This is a genomic window from Paenibacillus arenilitoris, assembly GCF_014705655.1.
Taxonomy (GTDB): Bacteria; Bacillota; Bacilli; order Paenibacillales; family Paenibacillaceae; genus Pristimantibacillus; species Pristimantibacillus arenilitoris.
Window position 1 is genome coordinate 116,842 of sequence record NZ_JACXIY010000013.1, and the last position, 18,782, is coordinate 135,623.

Annotated in this window: 17 protein-coding genes and 1 pseudogene; 15 read left to right on the forward strand and 3 right to left on the reverse strand. The window is 54.5% G+C overall.

All coding sequences use genetic code 11. The features are described 5' to 3' along the window. Positions 1-18: 18 nt before the first annotated feature. Both IDH41_RS10535 and IDH41_RS10540 read left to right on the forward strand, forming a co-directional pair. Positions 19-1,002, forward strand: a complete 984-nt coding sequence (locus IDH41_RS10535; protein ID WP_190860782.1) for a glycoside hydrolase family 43 protein — start codon at positions 19-21, stop codon at positions 1,000-1,002. Between the two features lie 207 nt (positions 1,003-1,209). Further along, complete coding sequence (locus IDH41_RS10540) at positions 1,210-1,503, forward strand: hypothetical protein (RefSeq protein ID WP_190860783.1); 294 nt, start codon at positions 1,210-1,212, stop codon at positions 1,501-1,503. 72 nt (positions 1,504-1,575) lie between these two features. Here the strand turns inward: IDH41_RS10540 and IDH41_RS10545 are convergent, their stop codons facing one another. Continuing rightward, the gene (locus IDH41_RS10545; RefSeq protein WP_190860785.1) at positions 1,576-2,466 is read right to left on the reverse strand and encodes an AraC family transcriptional regulator; all 891 of its coding nucleotides are present in this window, start codon (positions 2,464-2,466) and stop codon (positions 1,576-1,578) included. A 126-nt stretch (positions 2,467-2,592) separates the two neighbouring features. Between IDH41_RS10545 and IDH41_RS10550 the strand changes: the two genes are divergently transcribed. The 9 genes from IDH41_RS10550 to IDH41_RS10590 all read left to right on the forward strand — a co-directional run bounded on the left by IDH41_RS10550 (position 2,593) and on the right by IDH41_RS10590 (position 12,295). Beyond that, the gene (locus IDH41_RS10550; protein ID WP_190860786.1) at positions 2,593-3,960 is read left to right on the forward strand and encodes a sulfatase-like hydrolase/transferase; all 1,368 of its coding nucleotides are present in this window, start codon (positions 2,593-2,595) and stop codon (positions 3,958-3,960) included. A gap of 96 nt (positions 3,961-4,056) precedes the next feature. Further along, on the forward strand, positions 4,057-4,620 hold the full coding sequence (locus tag IDH41_RS10555) for a cupin domain-containing protein (RefSeq protein ID WP_190860788.1): 564 nt from the start codon (positions 4,057-4,059) through the stop codon (positions 4,618-4,620). Positions 4,621-4,736: 116 nt separating this feature from the next. Further along, complete coding sequence (locus tag IDH41_RS10560) at positions 4,737-5,411, forward strand: response regulator transcription factor (protein ID WP_190860789.1); 675 nt, start codon at positions 4,737-4,739, stop codon at positions 5,409-5,411. Continuing rightward, positions 5,408-7,234: a sensor histidine kinase gene (locus IDH41_RS10565; RefSeq protein WP_190860790.1), complete on the forward strand. Its 1,827-nt coding sequence runs from the start codon at positions 5,408-5,410 to the stop codon at positions 7,232-7,234. The genes IDH41_RS10560 and IDH41_RS10565 overlap by 4 nt, the downstream gene beginning before the upstream one ends. A 118-nt stretch (positions 7,235-7,352) precedes the next feature. Beyond that, the gene (locus IDH41_RS10570; RefSeq protein ID WP_223829620.1) at positions 7,353-8,027 is read left to right on the forward strand and encodes a GDSL-type esterase/lipase family protein; all 675 of its coding nucleotides are present in this window, start codon (positions 7,353-7,355) and stop codon (positions 8,025-8,027) included. 21 nt (positions 8,028-8,048) lie between these two features. Further along, on the forward strand, positions 8,049-9,455 hold the full coding sequence (locus IDH41_RS10575; RefSeq protein ID WP_190860791.1) for an MBOAT family O-acyltransferase: 1,407 nt from the start codon (positions 8,049-8,051) through the stop codon (positions 9,453-9,455). An 8-nt stretch (positions 9,456-9,463) separates the two neighbouring features. Further along, positions 9,464-10,609 carry a DHHW family protein gene (locus IDH41_RS10580; RefSeq protein ID WP_190860792.1) on the forward strand — a complete coding sequence of 382 codons (1,146 nt, stop codon included), beginning with the start codon at positions 9,464-9,466 and terminating at the stop codon, positions 10,607-10,609. A gap of 6 nt (positions 10,610-10,615) precedes the next feature. Beyond that, positions 10,616-11,107: a DUF4358 domain-containing protein gene (locus IDH41_RS10585; protein ID WP_190860793.1), complete on the forward strand. Its 492-nt coding sequence runs from the start codon at positions 10,616-10,618 to the stop codon at positions 11,105-11,107. Positions 11,108-11,734: 627 nt separating this feature from the next. Then, positions 11,735-12,295, forward strand: coding sequence for a DUF4256 domain-containing protein (locus IDH41_RS10590; RefSeq protein ID WP_190860794.1), 561 nt, complete (start codon positions 11,735-11,737; stop codon positions 12,293-12,295). Between the two features lie 378 nt (positions 12,296-12,673). On the opposite strand, the gene IDH41_RS10595 is transcribed toward IDH41_RS10590, so the two are convergent. Further along, on the reverse strand, positions 12,674-13,543 hold the full coding sequence (locus IDH41_RS10595; protein WP_190860796.1) for a sigma-70 family RNA polymerase sigma factor: 870 nt from the start codon (positions 13,541-13,543) through the stop codon (positions 12,674-12,676). 351 nt (positions 13,544-13,894) lie between these two features. Between IDH41_RS10595 and IDH41_RS10600 the strand changes: the two genes are divergently transcribed. Both IDH41_RS10600 and IDH41_RS31275 read left to right on the forward strand, forming a co-directional pair. Continuing rightward, a complete protein-coding gene (locus tag IDH41_RS10600) occupies positions 13,895-14,536 on the forward strand; it encodes an NAD(P)H-dependent oxidoreductase (protein WP_190860798.1) in 642 nt (213 codons plus the stop codon). Between the two features lie 62 nt (positions 14,537-14,598). Next, positions 14,599-14,679, forward strand: a pseudogene (locus IDH41_RS31275) (DNA alkylation repair protein); the annotation flags it as partial. On the opposite strand, the gene IDH41_RS10605 reads toward IDH41_RS31275, so the two are convergent. After that, positions 14,658-14,945, reverse strand: coding sequence for a hypothetical protein (locus tag IDH41_RS10605; RefSeq protein ID WP_190860800.1), 288 nt, complete (start codon positions 14,943-14,945; stop codon positions 14,658-14,660). The pseudogene IDH41_RS31275 and the gene IDH41_RS10605 sit on opposite strands and share 22 nt — an antisense overlap. 276 nt (positions 14,946-15,221) lie before the next feature. Here IDH41_RS10605 and IDH41_RS10610 point away from each other — a divergent pair, with 276 nt between their 5' ends. Next, entirely contained in the window at positions 15,222-16,967 is a 1,746-nt protein-coding gene (locus IDH41_RS10610; protein WP_190860802.1) for an ABC transporter ATP-binding protein, read from the forward strand. Then, on the forward strand, positions 16,964-18,742 hold the full coding sequence (locus tag IDH41_RS10615) for an ABC transporter ATP-binding protein (RefSeq protein WP_190860804.1): 1,779 nt from the start codon (positions 16,964-16,966) through the stop codon (positions 18,740-18,742). The genes IDH41_RS10610 and IDH41_RS10615 overlap by 4 nt, the downstream gene beginning before the upstream one ends. Positions 18,743-18,782 lie beyond the last annotated feature (40 nt).

Genomic DNA, 18,782 nt, shown 5'->3' on the forward strand with positions numbered 1-18,782 from the left:
GAGGAAGGAGCGATGGACATGGAGACAAGGCTGTACGCGAATCCGCTTGACATCAAGCAGATCGGCGATCCTTACATTCTGAAAGCGTCGGACGGCAAGTATTATTGCTACCCCACTTCCGGGAGCAGAGGCGAGGGCTTCCATGCCTGGTCCTCCGACGATCTGGTGAACTGGACCCCGGAAGGCTTCGTCTACGAGAGAGCGGCCAATAAGCTTGCTTGGGGGTACCGGCAGTTCTGGGCGCCGGAGGTCATCGAGCGAAACGGGAAGTTCTACATGTACTACACGGCAAGATGGGAGGAGAAGGACTCGCTCCGCATCGGCGTCGCGATCGCCGATCGTCCGGCCGGACCGTTCATCGACGTCTACGACAAGCCGATGTTCGACTTCGGTTATGCCGCGATCGACGCCCATATTTTGACGGATGACGACGGCCGATCGTATTTGTACTATTCGCGGGATTGCTCCGAGCATATCGTGGACGGCAGGCACGAGAGCCATATATACGGCTTCGAGCTTACCGACGACCTGCTGCAGCCGAAGCAGGAGGGCATTCCGCTGCTGAAGCCGGATCAGGAATGGGAGTTCAAGTCGGGGGAGGAGTGGCGCTGGAACGAGGGGCCGTTCGTCCTGAAGCGCGATGGACTCTATTATCTGATGTACTCCGCGAACTGCTTCGCGCACCGCGATTATTCCGTCGGGTATGCGACGTCGACCGAGCCGCTCGGTCCGTTCGCGAAGTATGCGAATAATCCGGTGCTGTTCACGGATAACGCCGATATCTCGGGCCCGGGCCATCACAGCGTCATCCGCTCGCCGGACGATTCGGAGCTGTTTATCGTCTACCATACCCATACGGACCCGGCGAAGGGCGGCGGAGACCGTCAAGTGTGCATCGACAGGATGACGTTCCGCGAGGACGGCTCGATCGCCGTCTCCGGGCCGACGCTCACCCCGCAGCCCTATCCGTCGGCAAGCGGGCGCGGCCCAATGCAAGGGTAGGGGGACATCATCGGAAGAAGGAGTCTCGCGCCTAAGCCGCAGCGATCGGACCGCAGGCGAGGCGCCAGGTGCCGATGCAGCCGCGATCAGGCCTAAGGCGGGCGTTGCAAGCTGAAGCCGCCGAGATCGGACCGCCGTCGAGGCGCCGGATGCCGATGCAGCCGCGATCGGACCACAGGCGGGCGTCGCAAGCTGAAGCCTGCGGAAGTGCAGGCTTTTTGGCGCTTCATGCGTGCAGCGGAGCAAATGCCTGCGAATGTGCATCTTTTCTCGTTTGGCAAGCAAGAATGGGGGCTTACGTCCCAAAATGCCTGCACCAATGCAGGCATTTCTTCCGGCTGCCCAATTGATGGCTACAAGGCTGCACTATTGCAGGCTTTTCGCTTAGCTAAGACTCACGGATACGCAGCCCATTCGCAGGCTTTTCGCTTGGCTAGTCACTTGGTTGCGCAGGCGGTGGATGGCACCTCCATTCACCAAGGTAAGGTTTCTTTTGTTTGACAAATGAAAAAGGAGCGTCCCTCCGTCATCTAGCGATGACTTATGGGGCGCTCTACTTTTTGCATGCTCGCGTCAGACGCTCCAGTTCGCTTTTTTCCGGTACTGGGCGGGCGTCGCACCGATCTTTCGCTTAAACAGGCTGATGAAATGGCTAACATCGTCGAAGCCTACCGCGGCGGCGATTTCCAGGAGCGTCTGGTTCGACGTGATGAGCAGCTGCTTCGCTTTGGTCAGTCTCGTATGAAGGACGTACTGATAAGGCGACATATGCAGCGACCTGCGAAAAATCGCCCGCAAATGCCCTTCGCTGAGACACGCGTAGCGCGCTATCTCCTTGGCGGTGAGCGGGGCGGCATAATGCGCTTGGATAAAGCTGCAAATTCGGAACAGGCGCTCGTCCGTCCGCGGTTCCGGCTCGGCCATGAAGGGCTGAACGATCCGATTCAGGCCGGCGAGCCACGCGCCGTAGCGGGCTCCCCATTCCAAATATTCCGTCGCGCTCGAGGCGGCGGCCAGCGCAGCGGCATCGCTCGCGGGGGAGCGAAGCTGCAAGGCGTATCTCCGGGCAAGCTGCCGCCATAGCTCGAGCCAGGGGACCAGCTCCTCCCGGCCGTCCGGGCGCATCCGGATCGGAATGCCGTAGAGTTCGGGCCATTCCCGCGCGCCGATCGTGAATTGCAGGCCAAGCGACAAATAATGAAACGGCCGGGACGGACCCTTCGTCTCCGCGTGCCTCGTCGTGATGACGGATTGGTTCGGCAGCACGAGCAGATCCCCGGGCTGGAGAAGAAGCTGCTCATCCCGGACATGAAGCGCACGGTACCCGTCAAGGATATGCCAGATAGTCATAGCCGGAATTTGATACTCGGTAAAATTCCAATCCGGCGCCCGTTCCCATTCGAAGGCAAAATAAAACTGGTTCTGCAAGCTGTCCGCCAAGGACGGATAAAGGCCTGGCAGCATGGCGGTCCGTACGCTCCTTTCCTCGGTATCTCCGTTTTGTTCTATTATATCTTCGTTTGCGCCCTAAGAAAAACCGACTGGGCGCCCTATAATGGAACTATCATACGGATGCGAGGAGTGGGAAGGATGTCCAATCTTAATCAGCAGTGCAAACAACCGAACGTCATCGTCTTTTTTACGGATCAGCAGCGGTGGGACACGACGGGCGCGCATGGGAACCCGTTAGGCTTAACGCCGAACTTCGACCGGATCGCCCGGGAAGGGACCCATCTGTATCATACATTTACGTGCCAGCCGGTCTGCGGACCGGCGAGGTCCTGCCTGCAAACGGGGAAATACGCCACGACGACCGGCTGTTACCGCAACGGCATCCCGCTGCCGCGGGATGAGAAGGCGCTGGCCCATTATTTCAAGGAGAACGGCTATCAGACCGGTTATATCGGCAAGTGGCACTTAAGCGGACGCGAGCCGGTCCCGGCCGAAGAAAGAGGCGGTTATGAATATTGGCTGGCGTCCAATGTATTGGAGTTTTCTTCGGACGCCTACGATACCGTGCTATACGATGAGGACTGCCGGCCGGTCAAGCTGCCGGGCTACCGCGTCGATGCCCAGACGGATGCCGCGATCCGTTTCATTGATCGGTACCAGGAGCAGCCGTTCTTCTTGTTCCTGTCTTACCTGGAGCCGCATCATCAGAACCATACGGATAACTACCCCGCGCCTGACGGCTACGAGGGCAACTATATCGACGGCTGGATGCCGCCCGATCTGAAGAAGTTCGGCGGAACCGCTCCTCAGCATCTTCCGGGGTATTACGGCATGGTGAAGCGGCTGGACGAGGCGCTCGGCAGGCTGATGGACGCATTGAAGAGCCTGAATAAGCTCGAAGACACGATCATTCTGTTCACGTCCGACCACGGCAATCACTTCAAAACGCGCAACGGCGAGTACAAACGCTCGGCGCATGAAGCTTCGATTCGCGTTCCGACGGCGCTTTACGGCCCCGGCTTCATGCAGGGAGGACAAGTCCGAAGCTTGGTGAGCCTGCTCGATCTCCCGCCGACCCTGCTGGACGCGGCCGGCATCGAGGTGCCCGCCGGCATGCAGGGAAGATCGGTTATGCCGCTGGTACGCAGGGAGGCGACGGTTTGGCCTGGCGAGGTCTTCCTGCAAATCAGCGAATCCCAGGTCGGACGGGCCATCCGGACCGAGCGGTGGAAGTACGCCGTCGTCGCGGCGGACAAGGACGGCTGGAACGACTCCGGTTCGGATCGGTACCGGGAGGATGTGTTGTACGATTTGCAGGCGGACCCGTATGAGCAGACGAACCTGGCCGGCATGGAATCGTATCGGAGCGTTGCGGATCACTTGAAGGAACGGCTGATCGCCAGAATGGCCGAGGCGGGCGAGCGGCCGCCGGTCATCGAGCCGGCAGAGCCGGTCTCCGCGGGAGCGAGACGGGTTTCTGTGGAGGAGCTGAGGGTGAAGGTATAAAAGATTCCGTAGACTCTTGCCCATTTTGCTTTCCTCCAGCTAGGCAGCCGCATAGGATAAATGGTCAATAAGAAACTTACCGAGAGGAGCATGAATATGCATCCTAAAACATCCTATGACCATCGAGGCCATAATCCGATGCAATGCAACTGGAATAACAAATGGAGTTATGATTGGAATCTCCATTATTACCATTGGAACAATCGCAGCTATAATCCTTATTATGGAGACATGACATTGCAGGACTATGGAACGAGACCATTTGTAGTGAATATTGACCGCGCAACCAAGCAAAACAACAATTACCGCACTGCTTTATGGACGGGGAAATATTTTCAGGTGACTTTGATGAGCATTAATGTGGGCGAAGACATTGGTTTGGAAGTTCATCCGACAACTGACCAGTTCATACGGATTGAAGAAGGTCAGGGATTTGTTCAAATGGGTGACCGAAGAGATTACCTGGATTTTCAAGCAATGGCGTATGATGACTATGCAATTATGATACCTGCCGGAAAATGGCACAATATAACCAATACAGGCAATCGCCCTCTTAAAGTTTACGTTATCTACGCCCCACCCGAGCATCCATACGGTACAGTTCATGAAACGAAAGCAATCGCTCAAGGAACGAGGCAAGTTAATTTAGCCTTAGAGTAAGCCATTAAAAACGTTAGGCTTGTTATCCCATCGTAGCCGCTTGTTGTGACATCTCCACGGAACATGGTAACCTTTCAATAGATACCTAAGGAGGGACAAGAACAAGGGGCCGAGCCATGAAGAAAACGATACTTATTGTAGAAGACCAGCAAGTGCTGCGGGAGATCATGAAGGAATATTTGGTTGACGAAGGATACGAGGTGCTGGAAGCGGGCGACGGGATCGAGGCGCTGGCGCTGTTCCAAGAGCATGACGTGCATCTGGTCATTCTGGACGTTATGCTGCCGGAGCTGGACGGGTGGTCGGTATGCCGGCGGATTCGCAAAGCGTCGGACGTCCCGATCCTTATGCTGACAGCGCGCTCGGACGAGGACGATACGCTGCTTGGCTTCGAGCTTGGCGCCGACGATTACGTCGTGAAGCCGTGCAGCCCTCCCATCCTGCTGGCGCGAGCGAAGCGGCTGCTGGAACACCGGCGGATGAGCACTGAGGGAGAGCGGCTGACCGGAGGCGGGATTACGATTCACTTGCCGTCCCGGTCGGTCTCGATCGAGGGGACGATCTGCGAACTTACGCATACGGAGCTCGAAATTTTGGCTTATCTGATGAAGAACAAAGGAAACGTCCTTAACCGGGAGCAGCTCATCACCAAAATTTGGGGCTACGACTTCGACGGCGACGAGCGCACGCTCAGCAGCCATATTCGCAATCTGCGCGCCAAGCTGGGCGAGCATGCGAAGCTGATCGTCACCGTCGTCCGTGCCGGCTACAAATTCGAGGACCGGGCATGAGGAGAAGCATCGTATTCAAGCTGTTTTTGCTCATCACCGGTTTATGCCTGTTCGTAATCGCGAGCATTCTGATCGGACAAGCCGTGTTCTTCAAGCAATATTACGTGCATCAGAAGGTGGAGAAGGTGCAGGATGCGCTCCGCTCCGTCCGGGAAGGCGAGGCGATCCGCTCCGGGGACCCGGAGGCTGTTGTTAGGGCGGAGCGGGCGTTTTACGAACAAACGAATTCGTGGCTCGCGATACTGGACGACAAGGGCTATTTGAAACATACGGGCAATTTCGGAATGAAGGTCCGGTTGGATCGCTCGGACTCGTTCCCCGCCCTATCCGGCACGTCGATCGACGTGCCGCTGTACGCGATGATGGACGTTGAGGAGGCGAGCCCCGATCATCCGCTGTTCTCCAGCAGGTTCGTCCTGGAAGGAGAGCGGATCGCGATGGAAGGCCTTATGATCGGGCAGCAATGGTATCCGCAGCGGATCGGGAGGAGCCCGTCCAACCTGAGAGAGGAGAACCGGCTGGAGAACCGGCAGCTGGTTCGCAAAGAATACGAGGTCGTCCCGCGCTTCGAAAGCCCGAGCGCGTACCGCGAACGTTATCCCAGCGTTCTTGTGCAAGGAACGATTACGAGCATCCGGCTGCCGCAGGGCGCGCAGGCGTCCCGGTATGCGAACCGCTTGTTTCTCGATAGGGTGACGGCGTTTCAGGCAGACCTTCTGTACGGAGACGCCGCGGGGAGGGCCGGCTCGACAACCGATTACTACGACAACGATATCCGCTACAAAATTTTCGTGGAGCCCGTCACCGACCACACGGGAAAGCCCTTTTACCTGTTCGCCATGACCTCGCTGCAGCCTGTGAGCGAAGCCGTGGGCGTCATGCAAAACTACTACGTTTATATCGCGATCGGAACGCTGCTGCTTGTTCTGCTCGCCTCCTTCTACGTGTCCCGCACGATCGCCGCTCCATTGCTCCGAATAGACGCGATGACGCAAAATATGGCCAAGCTGAGCTTCACGGAGCGGATCCCGATCCAAAACGAGGACGAGATCGGCAATCTGTCCCGGAATATTAATCGGCTGTCGGATATGCTGCAGGCGCATCTTGCCAGGCTGGAGCAAGATATCGAGCAAGAAAAGCGATTGGAGCAAACGCGTAAAGCGTTTATCGCCGGCGTGTCGCATGAGTTGAAGACGCCGCTCAGCGTCATGGAGAGCTGCCTCTACATCTTGAAGGACAAGGCGGACAGCTCGAGACGGGACTATTATTTTACGGCGATGGAAGACGAAGTAAAGAGCATGAGCCTGCTGATCCAGGACATGCTGGAGCTGGCGAAATATGAGTCCGGGACGTATCGGATGGAGACCGATTCGTTCCGCATCGATGCGCTACTTGAGCGAATTTGCGAGAAGCTGGCGCCCGACATTGCGGGGAAGCAGCTTCGTCTGCATACCCGGCTCGCCCCGGCCGAGGTCGTCGCCAATCGGCAGCGGATCGAGCAGGTGGCCGTTAATTTCTTGATGAACGCCATCCGCTACACGCCGGAGCAAGAGGAGATCGTCGTTACGGCAACCGAACGGAAGGATACCGTCATCATCGGCATCGAGAATAAAGGCGTCCATATCCCGGCCGAGCAATTGGACAAAATATGGGATCGCTTCTACCGCGGCGAGCAATCCCGCCACCGTTCGACCGGAGGCACCGGCCTCGGTCTCGCGATCGCCAAGCAAATTCTCGAGCTGCATGGAGCGCCTTACGGCGTTCGCAATACGGAGGAGGGCGTTCTGTTCCATTTTGAATTAAAGAAGGCGTCCCAAGCGTAGAACTTCGGTTCTGCGCTATTTTTTTTGCGGATGTGCACGCGGACTGCACGCTATCTGCATCCGATCTTTATCTCGGCCCGTTACTCTAATCTCGAACCAGAAAGGGGAAGTGATAGGGATGGGAAAGAAAGGGACGGGAATGCTGCTGATCGGGCTCGTCGCGTTATTGGCGACGGCTTGCGGCAATGAGGGGCGGCCGCCCGCTTTGATCGATAAGGAGCCCGGCGACTCCGAGCCGGTGCAAGCCGCTTATACATCCCTGTACGAAACGAGCGTGTTTCTCGGGGATTCGATTACGGAAGGGCTGGCTTACCATGACGCGCTGAACGAGGAGAACGTGCTCGCGGGCGCGGGGAAGACGGCGCAGTTCGCGCTAGAGAACGTGGAGGAACTGGCCAAGCGTAAGCCGGAGCATATCTTTATCCAGCTCGGTTCGGACGACCTTTTATGGCCGACCGACGATCCGAAGAGCTATTCGCTGGCCTATTACGCCCAATTGATCGACGGCATCAAGGACAGGCTTCCGGATGCGGCGGTGACGCTGCTATCGGTTACTCCGGTTACGGAAGAAGCGACGCGAAAGGAACCCCGTTACCGGAACATCGGCGATTACAACGAGGGACTGAAGGAGCTGGCGGCCAGGGAGGATGTAGGCTACGTCGATTTGTCGCCGCTAACGGCCGAGCATGCCGATCTGTACGATGCGGACGGCATTCATTTTCAAGCGGAATTTTATCCGATCTTGCTGGATTACTTGAAGGACGAGCTGGATCGGCGCAGCGGCGCGCAGTAACGGTACGGGAGGAAACGGACCTTGGTATTCAGCAGCCTGATCTTTCTGTTTCAATTTTTGCCCGCGGCGCTGCTCGCGTACTACGCGTCGCCCAAGAAGCTGAGAAACGCCGTTCTGCTTTCCGCGAGCCTCTTCTTCTATGCGTGGGGGGAGCCGGTCTATATCGCGCTTATGGTGTTCTCCACCGTATTCGATTACGTCAACGGGCTCCTAATCGACCGATACAGGCAGCGCAAACGGTTGGCCGGAGCCGTGTTTATCGGCTCGATCGGCGGCAATCTGGCGATACTCGGCTTTTTCAAATACGCGGATTTTGCCGTTCAGCAGGTCAACGGAGTATTCGGCCTGCAGCTGCAGGCGGCCGATCTTCCGCTGCCGGTCGGCCTCTCGTTCTATACGTTCCAGACGATGTCCTACGTGGCGGACGTCTACCTCGGCAAGGCGCAGGCGCAGCGCAATATCGTCGCCTTCGGCACCTACGTCGCGATGTTCCCGCAGCTCGTCGCCGGACCGATCGTGAAATACGGAGAAGTCGCAGGGCAGCTGGTCTCCCGTAATGTGACGTTAGCGCGATTCGGGGAAGGCGCGGAATTATTCATCCGGGGACTCGCCAAAAAGGTGCTGCTCGCCAACAATGCCGGGCTGCTATGGACGAGCGTGAAGGCGGCGCCGGTGGAGGAGGTGACCGTTCTCTCCGCATGGCTCGGCATCGTGGCGTTCACGCTGCAAATTTATTTCGATTTCAGCGGGTATTCGGATATGGCGCGAGGGCTCGGCAAGATGTTCGGCTTCGACCTGCCGGCCAACTTCAACTATCCTTACATCGCGAAGAGCATTACGGAATTTTGGCGCAGATGGCATATTTCGCTCGGCTCCTGGTTCCGGGAATATGTCTACATCCCGCTTGGCGGCAACCGGCTCGGCCTCGGCAAGCAGCTTCGCAATCTATTGATCGTATGGCTGTTAACCGGCTTGTGGCATGGCGCGAGCTGGAACTTCGTTGCGTGGGGTTTGTATTTCGGCTTGTTCGTGACGGCCGAGAAGCTTCTTCTGTTGAAGAGAATGGAACGCTGGCCGAGCGGGGTAAAACATGTCTACACGCTGCTCGTCGTCGTCGTCGGCTGGGTGCTGTTCGAATACGAGCAGCTGCCCGCCGCATGGACGTTCGTCGGAACGCTATTCGGCTTCGACGCGCACGGCATGGCCGATCGCCATGCGATGTACGACTTGTGGACGAGCGGAGGCTTGCTTGCGCTGGCGGCTGTATGCGCGACGCCCTATCCCCGGAAGGCGATCGAGCGGCTGCAAACCCGGTGGAAGCGGGGAGGCGGGCTTGCCGTTTTGGCGCTGCACGTCGTCGCCTTGGTATTGTCGACGGCCTGTTTGGTCAACGAATCCTATAATCCGTTTTTATACTTTCGGTTCTGAGGGAGGGAATGTCATTGCAAGGACGCGACGCGAAGCTTCGGTCCATAACGGCGTTAGCGCTGCTCGTATTCGTGGGCGCGATGGCCGCTGCCAACCTCCTGACGCCCGACCGGTCATTCTCGGAATCGGAAAACCGGGTGTTGGAGAGCCTTCCGGCTCTTACGCTGCGATCGTTCTTATCGGGAACGTTTGCCGCCGATTACGAGGACTATGCAACCGATCAATTCGCGCTGCGGGACGTCTGGATCGGGCTCAAGACCGACACGGATCGGCTTATGGGCAAGCGGGACAGCAACGGCGTCTATTTGGGAGAGGATAACGTTCTTATCCAGCATTTCGAAGCGCCGACGAACGAGGAGATTGCCGGCAGGGCTTCGGCGATTCGTTCGTTCAACCGCGCGACGCCCGGCCTTCGCAAGTACGTTATGTTGGTACCGACCGCCGCAGCGCTGCATCGCGATAAGCTGCCGGCCTTCGCGCCGGTCGGCGACGAACGGGCTGCGCTGAACCGGGTTCGGGAGGCGCTCGGGCCCGGCATTCCGTTCGTGGACGTCTACTCGGCGCTGGATGCCGAGCGGGAGGCGTACCTTTACTACAGAACGGATCATCACTGGACGACCAAAGGCGCTTATTTCGCTTATCGGGCGTTATGCGACTTGATGGGAATTACGCCGAAAGACGAGGAAGCGTTCGACATCCGGCAAGCGACCGATACGTTCTATGGGTCGCTTCATTCGAAAAGCGGCTTCCGCCATCTGCCACCCGACCGGATCGATCTCTATGTTCCGAGAGAGGAGAGCTTCATCCAAGTGAAATATGTCGATGAAGGCCTCACCGCGGATACGCTGTACGCGCTCGATCAGCTAAGCAAGAAGGATAAATACGCTGTGTTCCTGAACGGCAACCACGCCTTGCTAAGAATCGCGACAGCAGTCCCGGGAGGGAAGAAGCTGCTGGTCGTCAAGGATTCGTACGCCAATAGCCTCATTCCGTTCTTGACGGAGCACTTCGCCGAGATCGACGTCGTCGATCTTCGCTATTACGGCGAGTCGCTGACGAGCCTCGTACAAGAGCGGCATTACGATGACATGCTCATCCTTTACAATACGAACACGTTTTTTGCCGACCCTTCGATTATGAACTTAACGGAGTGAACCAAGATGAAGCAATATGTAACGATACTGCTTGCCATTGCCGCCATGACGGGAATGCTGGCCGCTTGCTCCGGCTCCGGCAACGGCAACGGTAACGGCGAGTCCCTCGAACGGCTCACGGCCGCCGAAGCGGGGAGGCGCATTATGCAGACGGTCTCCCTTCCCGATATGAAGCAAGGAGATTCGGAGAAGCTGGAGAAGCTGTATCGGATCGAAGCGGAGGTAGTCGAGGACTTCATCCTGTATACGGCTTCGTCCAATGTGAAGGCGGACGAGCTGGCCGTCATCAAGCTGAAAGACGAGAAGGACGCCGAGCTTGTTCTGACCAACATCGGGCAACACATCGAAGCGCAGATCGCCAAATTTAAAGACTATCGCCCGGAGGAGTACGCGCTTGTCGAGAAGCATGTGCTGAAGGCGAAGGGGCGGTTCGTGTTATTCGCGGTGTCGATGAAGGCCGACCGTATCGAGCGGGCGTTCGACGAAGCGCTGAGGTGACGGGGATACCGAATTCCTCGGCAAATGGAGGCATCATCCAGCCGCCTAAGGAGAGGCAGCGCATCAGCACCGATAGGAAAGCGAGAAGGCTGCGATTGTGGCGGAAGTGCAGGCTTTTTGGCGCTTCATGCGTGCAGCGGAGCAAATGCCTGCGAATGTGCATCTTTTCTCGTTTGGTAAGCAAAAAAGGGAGCTCTCGTCTCGAAATGCCTGCACCAACGCAGGCATTTCTTCCGGCTGCCCAATCGATGGCTACAAGGCTGCACTATCGCAGGCATTTCGCTTGGCTAGACATACGGATACACAGCCCTTTCGCAGGTGGTGGATGGCACCTCCATTCACCTCTTGTTTGACACAATGAAAAAAGAAGTGCGTGCTATCCTGATCCTGATTCCCAGCTTCTTAAGGATTTGCCGCCGTCACCGTGATTATTGTCCCTTTGGAACGGGAACGGAAAGAAAAAACAGGACTTATCGCAAAAGTGTCCAAGTTATTATATACCTGCGCTGATGCTTTACCTTCTCTACTACACCTAACGTTCCGGTTTTTCAAGCCATAATGCTCTCTTGGAAATTGGAAATAATGATTTCTGTTGGAGCAAAACCTATATCTGAGGGGGAATTTCATATGACAAAGAAGGAATTGTCAGCAGAACAACGTGAAGGACTGCTTGTAACGTTACAACGTCGTTTTGAAAAAAACATGAACCGCCATGAAGGCCTTGAATGGGCTGTTGTAAAAGCAAAGCTCGAAGCTAATCTTGAAAAATTGTGGTCGATCCATGAAATGGAAGGAACCGGCGGCGAACCGGATGTTGTTGGTCATGACAGGAAGACGGACGAATACATCTTTATTGATTGTTCAGCGGAAAGTCCTAAAGGCCGCAGAAGCGTTTGTTACGACCGTGAAGCGCTGGAGTCAAGGAAAGAACATAAACCGGCAAACAGCGCTGTGAATATGGCTGCCGACATGGGCATTGAGCTATTAACGGAAGAACAATACCGGAAGCTGCAGGAGTTCGGAAATTTCGATATGAAAACATCGAGCTGGGTGAAAACACCTGCTACTATTAGAAAGCTCGGCGGGGCCATCTTCTGTGACCGCCGCTACGACACTGTTTTTGTGTACCATAATGGAGCAGAATCCTACTATGGTGCCAGGGGTTTTCGCGGCATCCTGAAGGTATAAGGTTTATAAGTACAACGAAAAGCGGAGCCCCTTCAAGTGATGCAATATGTCCGGCCTATTTATTAAAAGAGCCACAGTGTGATTTAGTCGGCATTACGACGGTGTGTGGAGAACCGGAGAAGCGGGCGGCACGATTTGATGAAAGCGGTATTTGATTTTGGAAATGAAAAACTCTTTTCACGAAAATGAACAACCATTCGATGAACCAACTGGATCGTAACGAGGCTGTTGCGCAAATGCAACAGCCTCGTGCTATAGGTGCATGGCTTCGCAAGCTGCAAAACTATTAATAGAAGAATTGCAGTCTTTCATTCGAAGCGTCATGGCGCATTCCGCTCGGTCGTTAGGGTGAAAAGGCCCGTTTTTCCGTAACTGTGTTCAATTGCTCAACACTGCTAGACCAAGCTGGCTTATGCGTTCAGGATTGGAGATCAAGTCGACTTCAGTAATTTTTCCGTGATTCATCGTAAATTGGAGTACATAGAGTAACCGGCCAAGGGGAGCCACAATGATTCCTACGGTTCCGTCTACGAGGGCTAGTTCTGCAGTCTTCTGTGCACGTCCCGAAACTTGTTTCGCTAGAGCAATCGCACCTCGTGTTACTCTAGTGGATCCAGATTGACGATCGTCACGAAGAATAACGTCTGGATCGAGCGCAGCAACTAAAGTATCGAAATCGCCTGCATGTGCTGCATTAAGAAAAGCTTGAACAACGTCGCGTTGAAGAGCAATATCGATTTCCGGCGTTGCTTTCGTTCCACGAACCCGGTGACGGGCCCTGCTCGCAAGTTGTCTTGTTGCCATCTCCGACTTTCCTATAATAGTAGCAATCTCTTTAAAGGGCATGGCAAAAACTTCGTGCAGCACGAACGCGATCCGTTCCGCTGGCTTTAAATTACTAAGTACGAACAGTAGTGCAATACCGACGGAGTCAGCCATTATGGCTTCTTGTTCGGGATCGATTACATTCGCTTGGCTTCCGAAAGTTTCGGGCAACTGAGCTTCTATAGATTCTTCGCGCCTGGATTTACGCGATCGCAACATGTCGATGCATACCCGTGAAACAACGGTGGTCAGCCATCCTCCTATGTTCTCAATGACTCTTGCATCCGCACGACTAAGACGAAACCAAGACTCCTGTACCGCGTCCTCCGCTTCGCTCAAAGATCCGAGCATTCGATAAGCCACGTCCCGAAGGTGCTTCCGGTGCGCTTCGAATGTATCTGCCAACCAAACCTGTTCGCTCATTATCCAAACCCCTTCGTACAGAAGTAAAACACCTCTATAGATACTGACGAATCCAATCTCTGCAATGTGACAGCGTACCAAACATGCGTTGTTTTTCATTTTTCGGTAAAATGCAGTCACATTTCCCGAGGGTCGATTCGTCAGCATAGTAAAGAGCCACAGAGGGTTCTAATCGAACGAGGCAGCCCGACACTTCAATGTGGCGGCACTGGCCACCCTAATCGCCGGGATCGCAACGGCCAACCTCTGGAATCGATTAAACGTCTCCACAAGACAAGTTGTAACCGTGTCTGCAGGAATTAGCCCCTCTGAATCATCGCTTTTAAAAAAGTGAAAGTGGGTATTTTCATTATGGCAACAGTGTTATATATTACGGCAAATCCGCACGATGAAGAAAAATCATACAGCATGTTAGTAGGTAAAGAGTTTGTACAGGCATATCGATCAGTACATCCATATGACGAAGTGATCCATCTTGATCTGTATAAGAGGGATATACCGCAACTTGATAAAGATGTTTTTAGTGGATGGGGAAAGCTGAAAGAGGGTGTTGCATTTGAAAAGTTAACCGAACCGGAGAAAATGAAACTAAGCCGTATCGGAGAGTTGGTCGACCAATTTGTTGCCGCTGACAAATACTTATTTGTTAATCCGATTTGGAATTACTCGTACCCGCCCGTTATGAAGTCCTACATCGACTCCATTTGCATAGCGGGAAAGACTTTTAACTATTTGCCGAATATCGGACGGGTTGGCTTGCTCGGTGATAAAAAAGCCGTTCATATTCAAGCGAGCGGAAGCTTCTTGTCATCAGGCTCGGATGATGCAGACTTAGAAATGGGTCACCGCCACTTGAAGGTCATTATGGATTTCGTTGGAGTTCCTAGTCTTGAAGCGATATTCGTAGAAGGTATGGCTGCGAAACCTGAGCTAGAGCCTGCAATAAAAGAAAAGGCAATTCAACAAGCACGCGAGGTTGCCCTAAGATTCTGACAAGAACTAGATAAAACAAGTCTACCCCGTTAGCGGAAATACAGCTGTCTGAGTAGACTTGGGATATGCAGATTCACATATTTGATGAGCGAAATAACTTAATGGATTGGTTAATGGCTAATCAGCTCACCAAAGACAAAGAAGATGCCCTTTCAGCATATAGCCGTGCTCTAGGACTAAGTGCAGATGATTCGGTTTGACAATTTCTAAGCCGCCAAGCTTCCGAGATCGAAATGGCGACGGGGGAAGAGGAAAAGCGGACAAACTTGTAGAAGCCGTTGAAGTACATGGCAACGAGAGGGAACAGCGCTTTACTGATGAATACATCGCCAAATGCATACAGCCATTTGGCGATGTATTTTTGTGCTTTTACGTCAATACAGAGCCAAATATGCTTTTGCGGCAGCAAGTCTTTTCTTCGAACAGGAGTCAATCAAAGCGCTGATCTTTTCCAATTTTGAACTACCCCTTCTTAAAATCAATATTAATGTTTAAAAGGGGATTCCTAAGAACTTCACCCTAACGGGCAAATCGTGGATTAGGCTATCCGATGGCTTCATATCTCCCGCTTACTTCGTTGAAGAGGGAGTCTTCTCGACTATGATTATAAATGTTTTTTATCTGGCGGTACGGCCAAATATCAAATAAACTATTCATTATTGCTAATGAGAAGGGGGCGGATGCCATGGGTGACCAACAGAAGATATCTACGCTATGGCTGCTGCGTTACATGAAGCCGGTTAAGGGGCGGATCTTCCTGCTGTTCATCCTGCTGCTCGGAACGACGGGGCTGCAATTGATGAATCCGCAAGTCATTGGGCGCTTTATCGATACGGCGGCGGGGAGCGGGGGAGTAGCAGAATTGCTGGAGCTTGCGGCCTTGTTTCTTGTACTCGCCGTCGTCAATCAGTCGCTAGGGGTCGCGGTCACTTATTTGGGGAGCGATGTGTCTTGGCGCACGACGAATCGGCTTCGCGGCGATTTGCTGAAGCATTGCCTGCGGCTCGATATGCGGTTCCATAACCGGAAGACGCCGGGCGAAATGATCGAGCGCATTGACGGAGACGTGTCCAGCATTTCTAATTTTTTTGCCATGTTTATTGTGCAAGTCATCGGCAGCTTCGTGCTGCTCACCGGGATTCTCGGATTTATGTACACGGTCAATGTGCCGATCGCTGTTGTGATGACGGCGTTTACGCTTCTATCCGTTCTGGCGATGATGATCATCCGCAATGTCGGCGTCCAGTCTTCCAGTAAAGATCGTGAAGCAAGCGCCGCCCTGTTCAGCTTGATCGAAGAGCGGATTGCCGGCATCGAAGATGTGCAGGCGAACGGGCATGTCCCTTACGTTATGAATCGCTTCTTCCGTTCCATGCGCGCCGTCTTTCTGAAAGGGAGAAAAGCATGGATGCTTCGGGTTGTGCCATTTAATGTGACGGTTGCCTTGTTTGCGCTGGCGGTGACGGCTGTTATGCTGCTGGGCGTTCGTTCCTATATGCTTGGCGAGATCAGCTTGGGCATGCTGTATTTGATCTACCAATATACGCAAATGCTGAATGATCCCATTGAAAGGCTTGGCGATCAGGTGCAGGAATTCCAAAAGGCAAAGTCGGGTATGCTTCGTTCCCGGGAATTGCTCTCACAGCGCACGGAGATCATGGACGGCGAAGAGAAGCGGCTGCCAGAGGGTGCGCTCAGTCTAAAGTTTGAACAAGTATGCTTCAGCTACAACAAGGATAAACCGGTTTTGCAAAATATATCGTTCTCGCTGCAGCCGGGGGAGCGCCTCGGCATCATTGGGCGAACAGGCAGCGGGAAGTCCAGTCTTAGTCGATTGCTGCTTCGCCTCTATAATCTGGACAGCGGCGTTATCCGCATTGGCGGGGTTGATATAACGAAGCTCGCATTGCCGGCGCTGTACCGTCGGGTCGGCATGGTGACGCAGGATGTTCAATTGTTCGACGGCACCCTGCGCGACAATTTGACCTTGTTCAACGAGAACGTGTCCGACGCGTCCATTATGGAGACGATTGAACAGCTTGGTCTGCGTCCCTGGATTTTGGCTCAGCCGGAAGGGCTGGATACGCATTTGTCGTCGGGCGGCTCGTCGCTGTCGGCAGGAGAAGCGCAGCTATTCGCGCTTGCCAGAGTATTTCTTGCGAGACCGAGCTTGATCGTTCTGGATGAACCTTCCTCCAGGCTTGACGCCGCAACGGAAGCGATGCTGCAAACCGGGGTGGATCAATTGCTGCAGCACAGCACGGGCGTCATCATTGCTCATCGTCTCGCTACCTTGGAGCAGGTGGATAAAATTATGGTCGTTGGCGACGGCCGGCTATTGGAATTCGGAAATCGGGAAGAACTGGCGGCGAATCCGGCATCGCATTATGCCAAGCTGCTGCATAGCGGACGAGAGGAGGAGCTTGCATGACCATCACCGGATTTATCGGAAGGCTCTTTCGATTCAGACTGGCCTTGTTTCTTGTGAATGGCGTGTTGTGGTGCGCCTTTCATTCGCTGCCGCTGCTGATCGGCCTCGGCATGCAGCATTTTTTTGACAGGGTGGCTGTCGAGGGCTCGGCGTTTATGTGGCTTGCCGCGCCGCTTGTATTTATCTCGGTTGTCAGGCTTGCAAGAGTCGGCGTTTTTTTCGCGGCATTTTATAAGTGGATTACTTATATTTATCATATTCATGCGATCTTGCGCACGAACATGCTGGCCGGCATTATGCGTTGGCCGGGAAGGAATCTGCCGGCGTCGCCGGGCGAGGCGATGAGCCGGTTTCGGGATGACGTTAATGAAGCCGTCGAATATGTGGAATCCTGGGTCGACTTTTGGGGAATGCTCGTGTTCGGCGTCATGTCCGTCGGCATTATGGCCTCGATCAACTGGCAGATCACACTAGTTGCGTTGCTCCCGTTCGGGCTGGTGACGCTGATCAACAATTTATCAGGGAACCGCGCCCGCCGCTACGGCAAGCAGAATCGCGAGGCGACAGGGAAAGTGACGAGCTTCATCGCAGAGACCTTTGGAGCGGTGCAGACGTTGAAGCTTGGGCAGGCTGAGGAGCATGTCTCCAAACGTTTCGAGCATTTGAACGAAAGCCGCCGTCAGGCGGCGCTCAAGGATGATTTGTTCAAGCAGTGGATGAAATCGCTTAGCCAGCATGTGCTGAGCATTAGCACCGGGCTTGTTTTACTCATGTGCGCGGCGGAGATGAAGGCCGGCCAATTTACAGTAGGCGACTTTGCGTTATTTACAAGCTACTTGATGAATATCGGATACAGCATCTCTTTGTTCGGTTATATGGTGTTTCAGCATAAGCGGCTAAAGGTTTCGTTCGACCGGATGCGGAAGCTGTTCAGATCCGGCGAAGAGGACCGCATCATGGAGTTTCGGGAAACGTATCTCCATAAGGACCCGCCTCCACAGCCTGAGACCTTACGGGTTGATCGAGACAAGCTGAGTGAATTAGAAGTAAGCGGCTTGACTTATCGTTATCCGAATTCGGACAACGGGATCGAGAATATTCATCTCAGACTGAAGCGAGGCCAGTTCCTCGTCATTACCGGCCGTATCGGCTCAGGCAAATCGACGCTGGTAAGGACGCTGCTCGGGCTGCTGCCCAAGCAGCAGGGCATGATTCGCTGGAACGGCCAGGAGGTTGACCCGGCGAGCTTTCTGATGCCGCCCTATGCCGCGTATACGCCGCAGGTTCCGCGCTTGTTCAGCGATACGCTAAGGGAAAATATAGCGGTAGGCAAGAAAGACGGCGAGCTCGCTCTTGAACGCGCGATTCACTTATCCGTTATGGATAAGGACATTCAAGATCTGGATAAAGGTCTGGAGACATTCGTCGGCCCAAGAGGCGTCATGCTGTCCGGCGGTCAAATTCAGCGGGCCGCAACTGCCCGCATGCTGATGACGGGCGCTGATTTGTATATATTTGACGATCTGTCCAGCGCGCTCGATATAGAGACGGAGCAGAAGGTATGGGACGGATTGTTCAAGGAACGCGATATGACTTGTATCGCCGTATCCCATCGGCGGGCCGCGCTGTCGAAGGCCGATCATATCATCGTATTGAAGGACGGCCGAATCGAGGCGGAAGGCAGCCTGTCCGAGCTGCTGAAAACGAGCGAGGAAATGCGGCTTCTATGGCAGGGAGAGGAAACTGCCCCGAAGCTCGCAGAGAGCAAGCGCTGAGAGGCCGCGTCGGACGCGGGTTTGGGGGCTGCGACAGGTT